This is a genomic window from Actinacidiphila sp. bgisy167 (genome assembly GCF_057707665.1).
On record NZ_JBYIQP010000125.1, the window covers coordinates 1 to 12,574 of the forward strand.

Genomic DNA, 12,574 nt, shown 5'->3' on the forward strand with positions numbered 1-12,574 from the left:
AGGTCCGACAAGCAGTGCCTAGCGCTGGGGGAAGGTGTACGTGTAGCCGGCCGCGTCGAGTCGGTCGAGCAGTACCGCCAGCGCCCGCACGGTCTGGCTGCGGTCGCCGCCGCCGTCGTGCATGAGCACGATGGAGCCCGGCTTCAGCTCGCGGTTCACCGTCGCGAGAATGGCGTTCGTGCCGGGGCGGCGCCAGTCCTCGGAGTCGACCGTCCAGCCGAGCGGCCGCAGCCCGTTGCCGGCGGCGATGGCGCGGATCGCGGGGGAGAAGTCGCCGCCGGGGGCGCGGTAGTACCAAAGGGGCGCGCTGCCGGAGCCGGCCGCACTGGTTATCTCGTCCCGGGCGTCGAGTATCTCGTGCTGGTTGTACACCTGCGATTTGCGGCTCTGCGCCTCGTCGTGGTGGACGGAGTGGTCGCACAGCCGGTGGCCCGCCGCGACGATCCGCCGGACCAGGTCGGGGTGGGCCTGGGCGTTGGGGCCTATCTCGCAGAAGGTCGCCTTGGCGTGGTGCTGGGCGAGCAGGGCGAGGATCTTGGGCGTCCACACCGGGTTCGGGCCGTCGTCGAAGGTGAGCGCCACCGACTTGCCCGGGGCCTCCACGCCGTGCTGGATGGTGAGCCCGGTCACGGCCGTACCGCGGGGAGGGGCCTGGGCCCCCGCGCCGGTGGGCTCGCCCGCACCCTGTCCGGGGGCCTGCCGCCGGTCGGTCGCCCCCGGGGCGGCGGGGCCGTCGTGGCCGGTGCCGTGCGAAGCGCTGCCGTCGAGCCGCCTGCTCTCGTGCGTGGTGCCGCCGGCGCCGTGACGCGCCGCGCCTGCCGGACGGCCGGCATCGCCCGGCGTGCCGGACGAGGCGCCGGTCCTCGGGGCGGGTGGCGCGGCCGGCGCGGACGGGGGAGCCGTGTGGACCGGGGGCCTGGAAGGCGCGGCGGACCCCGTGGGGCGGACGGAGGGCGCCGAGGCGGCCGTACCGGCGTTGTCCACCATGTGCTCGGTGCCGCAGGCACCGAGCGCGGCGCCGGCGAGCACCACCGCGGCGACGGCTCCGAAGGCCCGATTCGAGCGGATGGTCAGTGCCACGGTGGTACCTCCTGGGGCCGGCCGCGACGGGCCGGGCATGCGGGTCAGCCCCCCACCCTAGGCGGCGCGGCGCGGCGTGCCCTCGGTCTTTCGGGCCGCTGCGGGTCCTGCGCCGAGGGGACTTTGGTCCTCCCGGAACCGCCCCCGCCTGCCGCCCGGAGCCGCCTGCCGCGCCGGGGTTCCGTCCGGCGGCGCCCCCGCCCGCCGGACGCGGCGAAGAACCCTGCCCCGTCGCATCCGGATGTACTCCGGGCGGCCGGTGTGACGTGGCGCACGCCACCCCCGTGTTGCGCGGCAGCCCACGGCGCGTGATCGTGGGCCACGGAACAGTCCCGCCCGCTCGAGCCTCCGCACCGTGGTCCACACAGGGGTCGCCGCATGAGCACACACTTCGACGTCGTCGTCCTGGGCGCGGGCCCCGGCGGGTACGTCGCCGCCATCAGGGCCGCCCAGCTGGGTCTGCGCACGGCGATCGTCGAGGAGCGCTACTGGGGCGGGGTCTGCCTCAACGTCGGGTGCATCCCCTCAAAGGCCTTGCTGCGCAACGCGGAACTGGCGCACATCTTCACCAAGGAGGCCAGGACCTTCGGCATCCGGGTGAACGGCGAGGTCAGCTTCGACTACCGCGAGGCCTTCGCGCGCAGTCGCAAGGTCGCCGACGGACGCGTCAAAGGCGTCCACTTCCTGATGAAGAAGAACGGCATCACGAAGTTCGAGGGGCACGGCACCTTCACCGACGACCACACCCTCCATGTCGCACTCGGCTCCGGCGGCAGTGAGACCGTCACCTTCGACCACTGCATCATCGCCACCGGCGCCACGACCAGGCTGCTCCCCGGCACCTCGCTCAGCGAGCGGGTCGTGACGTACGAGGAGCAGATCATGACGGACACACTGCCGCGGAGCATCCTGATCGCGGGCGCCGGCGCGATCGGCGTGGAGTTCGCGTACGTCCTGCACAACTACGGGGTGAAGGTGACCCTCGTGGAGTTCCTGGACCGGGTCGTGCCGCTGGAGGACGAGGAGGTCTCGGCCGAACTCGCCCGCCAGTACCGCAAGCTGGGCATCGACGTGCTCACCTCGACCCGGGTGGAGGCGATCAACGACTCCGGGGACTCGGTGAAGGTCATGGTCACCACCGGTGGCCAGCGGCAGACGCTCCAGGCCGACAAGGTGCTCCAGGCGATCGGCTTCCAGCCGCGGATCTCCGGCTACGGCCTCGAGCAGACCGGGGTCAGGCTCACCGAGCGCGGCGCCATCGACATCGACGAGTTCTGCCGCACCAGCGTCCCGCACATCTACGCGATCGGCGACGTCACCGCGAAGCTGATGCTGGCGCACGCCGCCGAGGCCATGGGTGTGGTGGCCGCCGAGACCATCGCGCAGGCCGAGACGATGTCACTCGACTATGTGATGATCCCGCGCGTCACCTTCTGCCAGCCGCAGGTCGCCAGCTTCGGGTGGACGGAGGCGCAGGCCCGCGAGCGCGGCTTCGACGTGCGCGTGGCCAAGTTCCCCTTCACCGCCAACGGCAAGGCGCACGGCATCGGCGACGCGACCGGCTTCGTGAAGCTCATCAGCGACGCGAAGCACGGCGAACTGCTGGGCGGCCATCTGATCGGCCCGGAGGTCACCGAACTGCTGCCGGAGCTGACGCTCGCCCAGAAGTGGGACCTCACGGCGACCGAACTGGCCCGCAACGTCCACGGCCACCCCACGCTCAGCGAGGCCGTCCAGGAAGCGCTCCACGGACTCGCCGGCCACATGATCAACTTCTGAGTGCCGCGACGGACGGCGGTGTGCCGGCTGCTCCGGTGCGCCGGTGGTCGTCAGGCGTCCCTGACGACCACCGGCAGTCCCGCCGCCCCGCCCCGACGTCGTGCTCTCAGCGGCGCCGTCGCAGGATGACGACGACCGCCGCGCCGACGGCCGCGGCCAGCAGCCCCGCCACCGCGGCGCGTTTGGCGACCGGCGCGCCGGCGATCCTGAGCAGGTCGAGCGGCTCCTCCGCAGGGTGCTCCGGCGGCGCGGGGGACGTGTCCTCGGCGGTGTCCTCGCTTCCCGCAGCGGGCTGCGGCGCCGTCAGCCGCCCGGCCAGGCAGTCGGCGAACTGGCCGATGACCCGGTCGCCGACCTCGGCCATCACGCCCCGCCCGAACTGCGCGGGCCGGCCGGTGACGGCGAGATCCGTCGTGACCGAGACGACCGTCGCGCCGTCCTTCTCCGTCAGGATGCCGGTGACCGTCGCCCGTGCCGTGCCCTGGCCGCGCACCTCCTTGCCGCGGGCGGACAGCACGACGCGGTGCGCGGTGTCGTCCCGCTCCTCGAAGACCGCCGTGCCGCGGTAGGTCACCGTCACCGGACCGACCTTGACCTTCACCGTGCCCTTGACGGTCTCGCCGTCGTACTCCTCCACCGTCGCGCCCGGCATGCAGGGTGCGACGCGCTCGATGTCCAGCAGCGCCCGCCATGCGTCTCCCACCGGGACGGGGACTCCGAACTCGTGGTGCAGTTCCATGTGTCCTCCTTCCTCGTCACACCGGCCTGAGCACCGGAGGATGGATCGCGCCAGCCGTGGCCGACAGCGGGGCGCCGCTGCCGCCCCAGCGCAGCGCGATGATCTCGGCGGCGATCGACACGGCGACCTCCTCGGGGGTGCGCGCCCCCAGGTCGAGCCCGATCGGCGAGCGCAGCCGGGCCAGTTCGGCCGGCCCCAGCGCCGTGTCGCGCATCCGCTTGAGCCGGTCCTCGTGCGTCCGCCGGCTGCCCATGACCCCGATGTACGCGGCGGGGCGGCGCAGCGCGACCTCCAGCAGCGGCACGTCGAACTTGGGGTCGTGGGTGAGGACGCACATCACCGTGCGGTCGTCGGTCTCCGTGCCGGCCAGGTAGCGGTGCGGCCAGTCGACGACGACCTCCACGCCCTCGGGGAAGCGCTTGGGCGTCGCGAACACCGGGCGCGCGTCGCAGACGGTCACCCGGTAGCCGAGGAACAGCCCGATGCGCGCCACCGCCGCCGCGAAGTCGATCGCGCCGAACACCAGCATCCGCGGCGGCGGGGCGAAGGACTGCAGGAACACCGTCACGTCGTCCTCGCGCCGCTCGCCGTTCCGGCCGTAGTGGCGCTGCGCGGTGGCGCCCTGGGCGAGCTCGCCGCGGGCGTCGTCGGTGACCGCCGCGTCCAGGCCCTCCGAGCCGAGGGTGCCGGCGACCCGGTCCGGCCGGACCGTGAGGGTGGCGCCGCGCGGTGCGGGACCGTCCAGCACCGTCGCGGTGGCCACCGGGCGGTGCGCGGCGACCGAGGCCGCCACCTCGCCGAAGCCGGCGTCCGTGGCCGGGGAAACCGGGCGGACCAGCAGGGTTATCTCACCGCCGCAGGTCAGCCCGACCTCGAAGGCGTCGGCGTCGCTGTAGCCGAAGGTGTGCAACCGGGCCTCGCCCGACTCGACGACCTCCTTGGCCAGTTCGAAGACCGCGCCCTCCACGCAGCCGCCGGAGACGCTGCCGACGACCTCGTCGTCCGGCCCGACGGCCATGGCCGCGCCCGGCCCGCGCGGCGCGCTGCGGCTCACCGCCACCACCGTGGCCAGCCCGAAGGGGGTTCCGGCGGCGTACCAGTCGTTCAGCGCCGGAAGGATCTCACGCACCGTCGGCTCCTCTCACCACGGCGGCCAGTCGTTCCAGCGCGCCCAGACTGTGGCCCTCGACGAAGGCGTCGACGCTCGGCAGTGCCGCCGCCATCCCCGCTGCCAGCGGAGCGTACCCCGGAGCGGCCTTGCGCGGGTTGGCCCACACGACGCGGTGCGCCAGCCGAGCCAGCCGCCGCATCTGCGCGGCCAGCAGGGTCGGGTCGCCGCGCTCCCAGCCGTCCGACAGCACGACGACCACCGCGCCGCGCGCCGTCCCCCGCGCTCCCCAGCGGTCCAGGAACGCCCGCAGCGTCTCCCCGAGCCGGGTGCCGCCGCTCCAGTCGGGCACCGCCGCCCCCACCGCGGCCAGCGCCGCGTCCGGGTCGCGGCGCGCCATCTCTCGGGTGACCCTGGTCAACCGGGTGCCCAGGGTGAAGACCTCGGTGGGCGGGCCGCCGCGGGAACCGTGCGCGGCGGCGTGCGCGAAGCGCAGCAGCGCGTCCGCGTAGGGGGCCATCGACCCGCTGACGTCCAGCAGCAGCACCACCCGGCGCGGTCGGCGGGCCCGGGCCCGCCGCGGCAGCACGGCCGGCTCGCCGCCCCGGCGCAGCAGCTCGCGGACGGTGCGGCGCGGATCGACCTCACCGCGGCGCGCCGGGCGGCGCCGGGAGCTGCGACGCGGCTCGCCGTCCAGAGCGAAGACCGCGAGGATGCGGTGCAGTTGGTCGCGCTCGGTCGCGGAGAGCACGGCCACGTCGCGATGCCGCAGCACCTCCGTCGCGCTGGCGAGCGCGGTCGCGACGGGTTTCCCGTCCGACCCCTCGGCGGGGCGCTCCCCGGGCACGGCGCACGGCACCGCGGGCGGGCGCACCGGGCGGACGGCCGGCCGCGTCCGGCCAGGCGGCGGCCGCTCCCCGTCGAAGTAGGCCGCGAAGACCCGGTCGTAGCGCTCCAGATCGTCCGGGTCGCCGCAGAGCGTCAGACGTCCCGCCCAGTACACGTCGCGCCGCAGCCCCGGGTCGAGACGGTCGAGCGCGGCCAGGAACGCCGCCACGCGGTCGGGGCCGGCCGGCACCCCGGCGGCGCGCAGGGCGCGGGCGAAGCCCACCAGCCCCGTTGTGCCGTCCGCCGTCGCCGTGCGCATCGTGCTCACCGGGTGCCGCCCGCCCCCGCGGCGAGGATCTCCGGGAGGTCGAGCGACCGCGCCCGCTCCGCGTCCTCGCGGTACTTCAGCACCGAGCCGAGGGTGGTCACCGCCAGGTCCGCGTCGAGCTCCGTGGCCCCCAGCGCGGCCAGCGCCTCCGCCCAGTCGATGGTCTCCGCCACCCCGGGCGGCCGCACCAGGTCCTGCTCCCGCAGGCACTGCACCACGGCCGTCACCTGCGCCGCGAGCCGCGCCGCCACCTGCGGCTGCCTGCGCCGCACGATCGCCAACTCCCGATCAAAACCGGGGTGTTCGAACCAGTGGTAGAGGCAGCGCCGCTTCAGGGCGTCGTGCACCTCGCGCGTCCGGTTGGACGTCAGCACCACCACGGGGGGCGACTGCGCCCGCAGGGTGCCCAGTTCCGGCACGGTGACGGAGTACTCCGAGAGCAGTTCCAGCAGGAAGGCCTCGAACTCGTCGTCCGCGCGGTCGATCTCGTCGACGAGCAGCACCGAGGGACTGGTCTCCAGGGCTCGCAGCAGCGGCCGTGCCAGCAGGAACCGCCGGCTGTAGAGCTCGCCCTCCAGCGTCCGGACGTCGCCGGCGCCCGCCGCCTCGGCCGCCCGCAGGTGCAGCAGCTGCCGGGGGAAGTCCCAGTCGTACAGGGCCTGCGACGCGTCGATGCCCTCGTAGCACTGCAGCCGGATCAGCGGTGCGCCGAGGGCATCGGCGAGCGCGTGCGCCAGCGAGGTCTTGCCGACGCCGGCGTCGCCCTCGCAGAAGAGGGGACGATGCAGCGTCACCGCCAGGTAGCAGGCGACCGCGAGGCCGTCGTCGGCCAGATAACCGGTCGCCTCCAGGCGGGCCCGCATCTGCTCAGGGCCGGTGAACGCCGGTGTCGTCGTGCGGTTCGCTGTTCCTTGGGCTGTCCCGTCCGTCGTGCGGTTCGCTGTTCCTTGGGCCGTGCCGTCCGTCGTGCCGTTCGCCGTCCTGTCCGGGGAGGCGGCCGACCCGGTGCCGGCCGACCCGCTGCCGGGCGGTGCGGGAACGGCACCGGCGGAACCCGCCGGGGCGGTCCGCCCCGGTGCGGTTCCGTGCGCCGACCGGGTCATCGTCCGCCTTCACCCCTCATGCCAGGTCCGCCGCCGCGACGACCGCCCTGCGGGTCAGGACCCGCGCCAGGTGCTCCCGGTACTCGGCGGACGCCGACAGGTCGGAGGCCGGACGGGTGCCCTCGGCGGCGTGTTCGGCGGCCGGGGCCACCGCCTCCCGTGCGGCGTCGGCACCCGCGAGAGCCGTCTCGCACGCGGTGGCGCGCACCGGGGTGGGCCCCATGTTCGACAGCCCTACTCGGGCCTCGACGATGTGGCCGTCGTCGCGCCGCACCATCGCGGCCACCCCGACCACGGCCCACGCCTGCGCGCTCAGCTGGAACTTCTCGTAGTGGAAGCCCCAGGCGTCCGCCTTGGGCACCCGCACCTCCACGAGCAGTTCGTCGCCGCGCAGCGCCGTCTGCAGGTAGTCGGTGAAGAACTCCCGGGCCGGGAGGGTCCGCCGCCCGTCCGGCCCCTGGAGGACCAGTTCCGCGTCCAGGGCGAGGACGGCGGCGGGCACGTCCCCGGCCGGGTCGGCGTGCGCGAGGGCGCCGCCGATCGTGCCGCGGTGGCGCACCGCCGGATCCGCCACCGTGGCCGTGGCGGCCGCCAGCAGCCCCGCGTGCCGCCGCACCAGAGGGTCGCGCACGACGTCGTGGTGCGAGGTGAGGGCGCCGATGACGAGGGTGTCCCCGTCGAGCCGCACCCCGCGCAGGACGGGGATGCGGCCGACGTCCACGACGAGTTCGGGGAAGGCGAGGCGCATCCGCAGGATCGGCAGCAGGCTCTGGCCGCCGGCCAGCACCTTCGCCTCGTCCCCGGCGAGGGCGAGCTGCCGCACCGCCTCCTCCACCGTGCGGGGCCTGGCGTAGTCGAACGACGCGGGAATCATGAGCCGCCCTCCTCCGGCCGGGCGGTCCGCGCGTCCCGCAGGGCCCGCCAGATCCGCTCCGGTGTGCACGGCATCCGCACGTCCGTGACGCCCAGCGGCCGCAGCGCGTCGACCACGGCATTGACCACCGCGGGGGTCGAGGCGATCGTCCCGGCCTCGCCGACGCCCTTGACGCCCAGCGGGTTGGTGGTCGCCGGCGTCTCGGTGCGGTCGGTGAGGAAGTCGGGCAGGTCGGCGGCGCAGGGCACCAGGTAGTCGGCCATGGTGCCGGAGACGAGGTTGCCGTCGTCGTCGTACACCGCCTCCTCGAAGAGGGCCTGGGCGATGCCCTGCGCGAGTCCGCCGTGCACCTGGCCCTCCACGATCATCGGGTTGACGACCGTGCCCACGTCGTCCACGCACACATAGGAGCGGATCCGCGCCCGGCCGGTCTCGGTGTCGACCTCCACCGCGCACAGGTGCGTGCCGTGGGGGTAGGAGAAGGCCTCCGGGTCCTCCACGTGCTCGGCGTTGATGGTCGGCTCCAGCCCGTCGGGCAGGTCGTGCGAGGTGAACGTGGCGAACGCCACTTCCTGGATGGTCTTGTGGACGTCCGGCGAACCCTTCACCGAGAAGACGCCGTTGGCGAAGTCCAGGTCGTCCTCGCTCGCCTCCAGCAGGTGCGCGGCGACCTTGCGGGCCTTGTCGACGACCTTCCGCGCCGCGCGGTGCACGGCCACGCCGCCGACGACCAGCGAGCGCGAGCCGTAGGTGTCCATGCCCTGCGGCACCGTGCGCGTGTCGCCGTGCAGCACCTCGACGTCCTCGAAGGGCACGCCCAGCACGTCCGCCGCGATCTGGCTCCAGCTCGTCACATGGCCCTGCCCGTGCGGGCTGGTGCCGGTCAGCACCTCCACCTTGCCGGTGGGCAGCATGCGGATGGACGCCGCCTCCCAGCCGCCCGCGCCGTAGCGCAGGTCGCGCAGGACGCGGCTGGGCGCGAGCCCGCACATCTCCGTGTACGTCGACACGCCGATGCCGAGCCGCACCGGGTCGCCGCGCCGCTCCCGCTCGCGCTGCTCGGCGCGCAGGTCGTCGTAGCCGAAGAGGGCGAGCGCCTTGTCCGTCGCCGACTCGTAGTCCCCGCTGTCGTAGGTGAGCCCGCCGATGGTCGTGTACGGGAACTCGCGGTGGCCGATCCAGTTGCGGCGGCGCACCTCCACCGGGTCCATGCCGATCTCGGCGGCGAGCTCGTCCATCATGCGCTCGATCGCGAACGTCGCCTCGGGGCGGCCCGCGCCGCGGTACGCGTCGGTGGGGGTTTTGGTGGTGAAGACGCCCGTGCAGGTGAAGTCGTAGGCGTCCATCTTGTAGATGCCGGGGAACATGAACGCCCCGAGCAGCGGGATGCCGGGCGTCACGATCATCAGATAGGCGCCCATGTCGGCGAGCAGCTCCACCTTCAGGCCGAGCAGCCTGCCCTCGCGCGTCGCGGCGAGTTCGAGGTCCTGGATCTGGTCGCGTCCGTGATGGGTGGCCAGATAGCCCTCCGACCGGGACTCCGTCCACTTCACGGGACGCCCGAGCCTGCGGGCGACGGCCAGGCCGAGCGCCTCCTCGGCGTACACCTGCAGTTTGGAGCCGAAGCCGCCCCCGACGTCCGGCGCGACCACCCGCAGGCGGTGCTCGGGGATGCCGGTGACGACGGACATCATCACGCGCACGATGTGCGGGATCTGTGTCGCCGAGTACAGGGTGTACTCGTCCGAAGCGCCCGGCGGGACGGCCACGACGGCCCGCGGTTCCATGGCGTTGGGGATGAGCCGCTGCTGCACGAAGCGGCGCCGCACCACCACGTCCGCCCGGGCGCGCACGCTCTCGTAGGGTTCGCCGGTGGCCAGCGGCCAGGTGTAGCAGCGGTTGGTGCCCTTGTCGGCGTGGACCAGCGGGGCGCCCTCGGCGAGCGCCGCCTCCATGTCGAGCACCGGGGGCAGCGGCTCGTAGTCGACGTCGATCGCCTCCAGCGCGTCGGCGGCCGCGTAGCGGTCCCGGGCGACGACGACGGCGACCGGGTCGCCGGTGTGGCGTACCTCGTCGACGGCGAGCGGCGGGTGCTCGGGCAGCACCATGTCCTCGGTGACGGGCCACGCGCACGGCAGCGACCCGAGCCCTTCGGCCAGGTCGCGGCCGCTGTACGCGGCGACGACACCCGGCCGCTCCAGGGCGGGAGCGACGTCGATCCGCTCGATCCGGGCGTGCGCCATCGGGCTGCGCAGGATCGCCATGTGCAGCAGGCCCGGGACGGTGATGTTGTCGGTCCAGTTGGTCCGGCCGGTCACCAGCCGGGCGTCCTCCTTGCGGACCCGGGCGCGGCCGACCTCGGGTTCGTGTCCGATCAGCTGGTCGGTCATACCGGCGCCCCGCTCCCCGCCGTGCTGGGCGCGGCGTGCTCGGCCTCGGCGCCGGGCTCGGGCGCCCGGCGCCGGCGTTCCTCCGCGGCGGCCGCGAGGACCGCGCGCACGATGTTCATATAGCCCGTGCAGCGGCAGAGGTTGCCCTCCAGGGCCTCGCGGACCTCCTCCGGCGTGGGGTCGGCGTTCTCCTTCAGCAGGTCGCGGGCGGCCATGATCATGCCGGGGGTGCAGAAGCCGCACTGCAGCGCGTGCTGCTCGCGGAACGCCCGCTGCAGCGGGTGCCACTCGCCGTCCGCGGAGGCCAGCCCCTGGATCGTCGTCACCTCGCAGCCGTCGGCCTGGACGGCGAGCACGGAGCAGCTCTTCACGCTCTCCCCGTCGAGGTCCACCGTGCAGGCTCCGCAGTTCGTGGTGTCGCATCCGACGGGGGTGCCGGTCAGACCGAGCCGGTCGCGCAGGTAGTGGACGAGCAGCAGACGGGGCTCCACCTCGTCCTCGTAGGCAGTGCCGTCCACCGTCACCGAGATGCGGGTCATGCGCCCTCCCAGAGGTGCTGTGAGGCATTTCCCCCGTTCTGCCCTGATATGCGCAACTGTAAGTCGCGCCAGGGGACAATGCGACGCCTCAGACGCGTCTTCAAGGGCACTGCCCGCCCCGGGGCGGGGAGGCGCGGCCCCCGCCGAGCGGAACCCCGAACGCGCCCGGCCCGGCCGGGAAGGCGCCTGCGCCGGTGCGTCGTACGGGCTAGATTCGGACGCGTGCTGCGCATCGTGGACGGCAGGAGCGGCGAAGCCGTGGAAGTGGACCCGGGGCGGCGCGTGCCGCTGCGGGTGGTGGCCCACACCGGCGCCCAGGGCGGTGCGACGGCGCTGCGGGTGCTGCTGCTGGCGGACGTACTGGCGCGCACCGCGGAGGGCTGGGGCGGGCAGGTGCTGGTCGCCGTGGCCGGCCCGGCCGACCCCGTACGGGACGCCGCCGCGGCGGCGATGGGCATCAGGCCCCGCGCGGCCCGCGGCGCCGACCTGCGTGAGGCGGAGAAGGCGCTCGCCGGGCCGGCCCGGGTGCACGTCGTCCCGGCGGACACCCGCACGGACACGGGCACGGACACCGGGGCCCTGCGCCTGGACGTCGGGCCGGTCGCCCCGCACGAGGCGGCCGCCGGTCCGGCCCTGCGGCTGGCGCTGCTCCGTCTGGACCGCCGGGACCGTGCGGAACCGACCCCGCGCGCCCTCGCGGCGGCGGACGCCGACCTGAGCCGCTGGCGCGGCGCGGTGGCCCGCTGGGCCGAGGCGCCGTCCAGGCCGATGAGCGCCGAGTACGCCGAACGCCTCCAAGCGGCCCTGGACGCGGATCTCGACACCGCCGGCTGCCTGGCCGTCCTCGACCGGCTGGAGGAGGAGGCCGCACTGCCGGACGGCTCGCGTTTCGAGACGTTCGCCCATGCGGACCGCGTGCTGGCCCTGGAACTGACCCGTGAGATCGGCGGGGCGGGATCGTGAGGCGCCGTACCGGTACGCAAGCCCCGCGACGGCTGGTCGTGCTGCGGCACGCCAAGTCCGCCTGGCCCCCGGACGTCCCCGACCACGACCGCCCGCTCGGCCCCCGCGGCCGCCGCGACGCCCCGGCGGCGGGCCGCTGGCTGCGCGAGGCGGGGCACACCCCCGACCTGGTGATCTGCTCGACCTCCCGGCGCACCCGGGAGACCTGGGAACTCGCCGCCGAGGCCCTCGCGGCCGCACCGCCCCCGCCGGTGCGCCTCGACGAACGGGTCTACGCGGCCACCGCCCGCGCCCTCCTCGACGTCCTGCGCGAAGCTCCCGACGCCGCCGGGACCCTCCTGCTGGTCGGCCACAACCCGGGGGTGCAGGACCTTGTCCTCCGCCTGACGGGCGAGGCCCGCGCCGACGCCCTGCGCCGCGCCGCCGACACGTTCCCGACCGCCGCCCTCGCCGTTCTCACCTGGCCCGCGCCCTGGTCCGCGCTGGCCCCGGAACACGCCCGTCTCGAGGACTTCGCGGTCCCGCGCGGCTGAGCGGAACGGGCCGGGGTCGGCGGTCCGCCGGACGGCGGCAGCGGCCACCAGCCGACGCGGGCCGCCACCGGCAGGTGGTCGCTGCCCGTGGCCGGCAAGGTCCACGCCCTCTTCGGGTCCACGCCCTCTTCGGGTGCACGCCCTCTTCGGGTCCACGCCCCTGACCGGGATCTGATCGATCCGCGCCACGGGGAAGGATGCCTCCGGTGCGGCGCTCCGGGCGCGGCGTTTCCCGCGTGGCCGCGATTCACCGCGGGGAGCCGGCCCTCAGGCCGGGCATCCGCGCCTCGGCCACCCTCCCGGGACAGAA

The 12,574-nt window shown here is 74.6% G+C and carries 11 protein-coding genes; 3 read left to right on the top strand and 8 right to left on the bottom strand.

Features of this window, described 5'->3' with window-relative positions; genetic code table 11:
* Nucleotides 1–18: 18 nt before the first annotated feature.
* Nucleotides 19–1,080, bottom strand: a complete 1,062-nt coding sequence (locus AC3ET4_RS29100) for a polysaccharide deacetylase family protein (RefSeq protein ID WP_431954660.1) — start codon at nucleotides 1,078–1,080, stop codon at nucleotides 19–21.
* A 378-nt stretch (nucleotides 1,081–1,458) separates the two neighbouring features.
* Between AC3ET4_RS29100 and lpdA the strand changes: the two genes are divergently transcribed.
* Nucleotides 1,459–2,859 carry a dihydrolipoyl dehydrogenase gene (gene lpdA / locus AC3ET4_RS29105; RefSeq protein ID WP_431954662.1) on the top strand — a complete coding sequence of 467 codons (1,401 nt, stop codon included), beginning with the start codon at nucleotides 1,459–1,461 and terminating at the stop codon, nucleotides 2,857–2,859.
* A 106-nt stretch (nucleotides 2,860–2,965) separates the two neighbouring features.
* Here lpdA and AC3ET4_RS29110 read toward each other — a convergent pair whose 3' ends face one another.
* From AC3ET4_RS29110 to AC3ET4_RS29140, 7 genes are all read right to left on the bottom strand, one after another.
* A complete protein-coding gene (locus AC3ET4_RS29110) occupies nucleotides 2,966–3,598 on the bottom strand; it encodes an SRPBCC family protein (protein ID WP_431954664.1) in 633 nt (210 codons plus the stop codon).
* Between the two features lie 16 nt (nucleotides 3,599–3,614).
* Entirely contained in the window at nucleotides 3,615–4,727 is a 1,113-nt protein-coding gene (locus AC3ET4_RS29115) for an XdhC family protein (RefSeq protein WP_431954666.1), read from the bottom strand.
* Entirely contained in the window at nucleotides 4,720–5,853 is a 1,134-nt protein-coding gene (locus AC3ET4_RS29120) for a vWA domain-containing protein (RefSeq protein WP_431954668.1), read from the bottom strand. The genes AC3ET4_RS29115 and AC3ET4_RS29120 overlap by 8 nt, the downstream gene beginning before the upstream one ends.
* A gap of 5 nt (nucleotides 5,854–5,858) precedes the next feature.
* Nucleotides 5,859–6,725 (bottom strand): AAA family ATPase, encoded by an 867-nt coding sequence (locus AC3ET4_RS29125; protein WP_431954670.1) that lies wholly within the window; start codon nucleotides 6,723–6,725, stop codon nucleotides 5,859–5,861.
* 256 nt (nucleotides 6,726–6,981) lie between these two features.
* Nucleotides 6,982–7,839: an FAD binding domain-containing protein gene (locus tag AC3ET4_RS29130; protein ID WP_431954672.1), complete on the bottom strand. Its 858-nt coding sequence runs from the start codon at nucleotides 7,837–7,839 to the stop codon at nucleotides 6,982–6,984.
* Entirely contained in the window at nucleotides 7,836–10,229 is a 2,394-nt protein-coding gene (locus AC3ET4_RS29135) for a xanthine dehydrogenase family protein molybdopterin-binding subunit (RefSeq protein WP_431954674.1), read from the bottom strand. The genes AC3ET4_RS29130 and AC3ET4_RS29135 overlap by 4 nt, the downstream gene beginning before the upstream one ends.
* The gene (locus AC3ET4_RS29140; protein ID WP_431954676.1) at nucleotides 10,226–10,768 is read right to left on the bottom strand and encodes a (2Fe-2S)-binding protein; all 543 of its coding nucleotides are present in this window, start codon (nucleotides 10,766–10,768) and stop codon (nucleotides 10,226–10,228) included. Before AC3ET4_RS29140 ends, AC3ET4_RS29135 begins: the two co-directional genes overlap by 4 nt.
* Before the next feature lie 222 nt (nucleotides 10,769–10,990).
* Here AC3ET4_RS29140 and AC3ET4_RS29145 point away from each other — a divergent pair, with 222 nt between their 5' ends.
* Nucleotides 10,991–11,731, top strand: coding sequence for a hypothetical protein (locus tag AC3ET4_RS29145; protein WP_431954678.1), 741 nt, complete (start codon nucleotides 10,991–10,993; stop codon nucleotides 11,729–11,731).
* Nucleotides 11,728–12,264: a SixA phosphatase family protein gene (locus AC3ET4_RS29150; RefSeq protein ID WP_431954680.1), complete on the top strand. Its 537-nt coding sequence runs from the start codon at nucleotides 11,728–11,730 to the stop codon at nucleotides 12,262–12,264. Before AC3ET4_RS29145 ends, AC3ET4_RS29150 begins: the two co-directional genes overlap by 4 nt.
* Nucleotides 12,265–12,574 lie beyond the last annotated feature (310 nt).

Coding starts and splice junctions, on each gene's coding strand:
- lpdA (WP_431954662.1), top strand. CDS start 1,459: ATGAGCACACACTTCGACGTCGTCGTCCTGGGCGCGGGCCCCGGCGGG.
- AC3ET4_RS29110 (WP_431954664.1), bottom strand. CDS start 3,598: ATGGAACTGCACCACGAGTTCGGAGTCCCCGTCCCGGTGGGAGACGCA.
- AC3ET4_RS29120 (WP_431954668.1), bottom strand. CDS start 5,853: ATGCGCACGGCGACGGCGGACGGCACAACGGGGCTGGTGGGCTTCGCC.
- AC3ET4_RS29125 (WP_431954670.1), bottom strand. CDS start 6,725: ATGCGGGCCCGCCTGGAGGCGACCGGTTATCTGGCCGACGACGGCCTC.
- AC3ET4_RS29130 (WP_431954672.1), bottom strand. CDS start 7,839: ATGATTCCCGCGTCGTTCGACTACGCCAGGCCCCGCACGGTGGAGGAG.
- AC3ET4_RS29135 (WP_431954674.1), bottom strand. CDS start 10,229: ATGACCGACCAGCTGATCGGACACGAACCCGAGGTCGGCCGCGCCCGG.
- AC3ET4_RS29140 (WP_431954676.1), bottom strand. CDS start 10,768: ATGACCCGCATCTCGGTGACGGTGGACGGCACTGCCTACGAGGACGAG.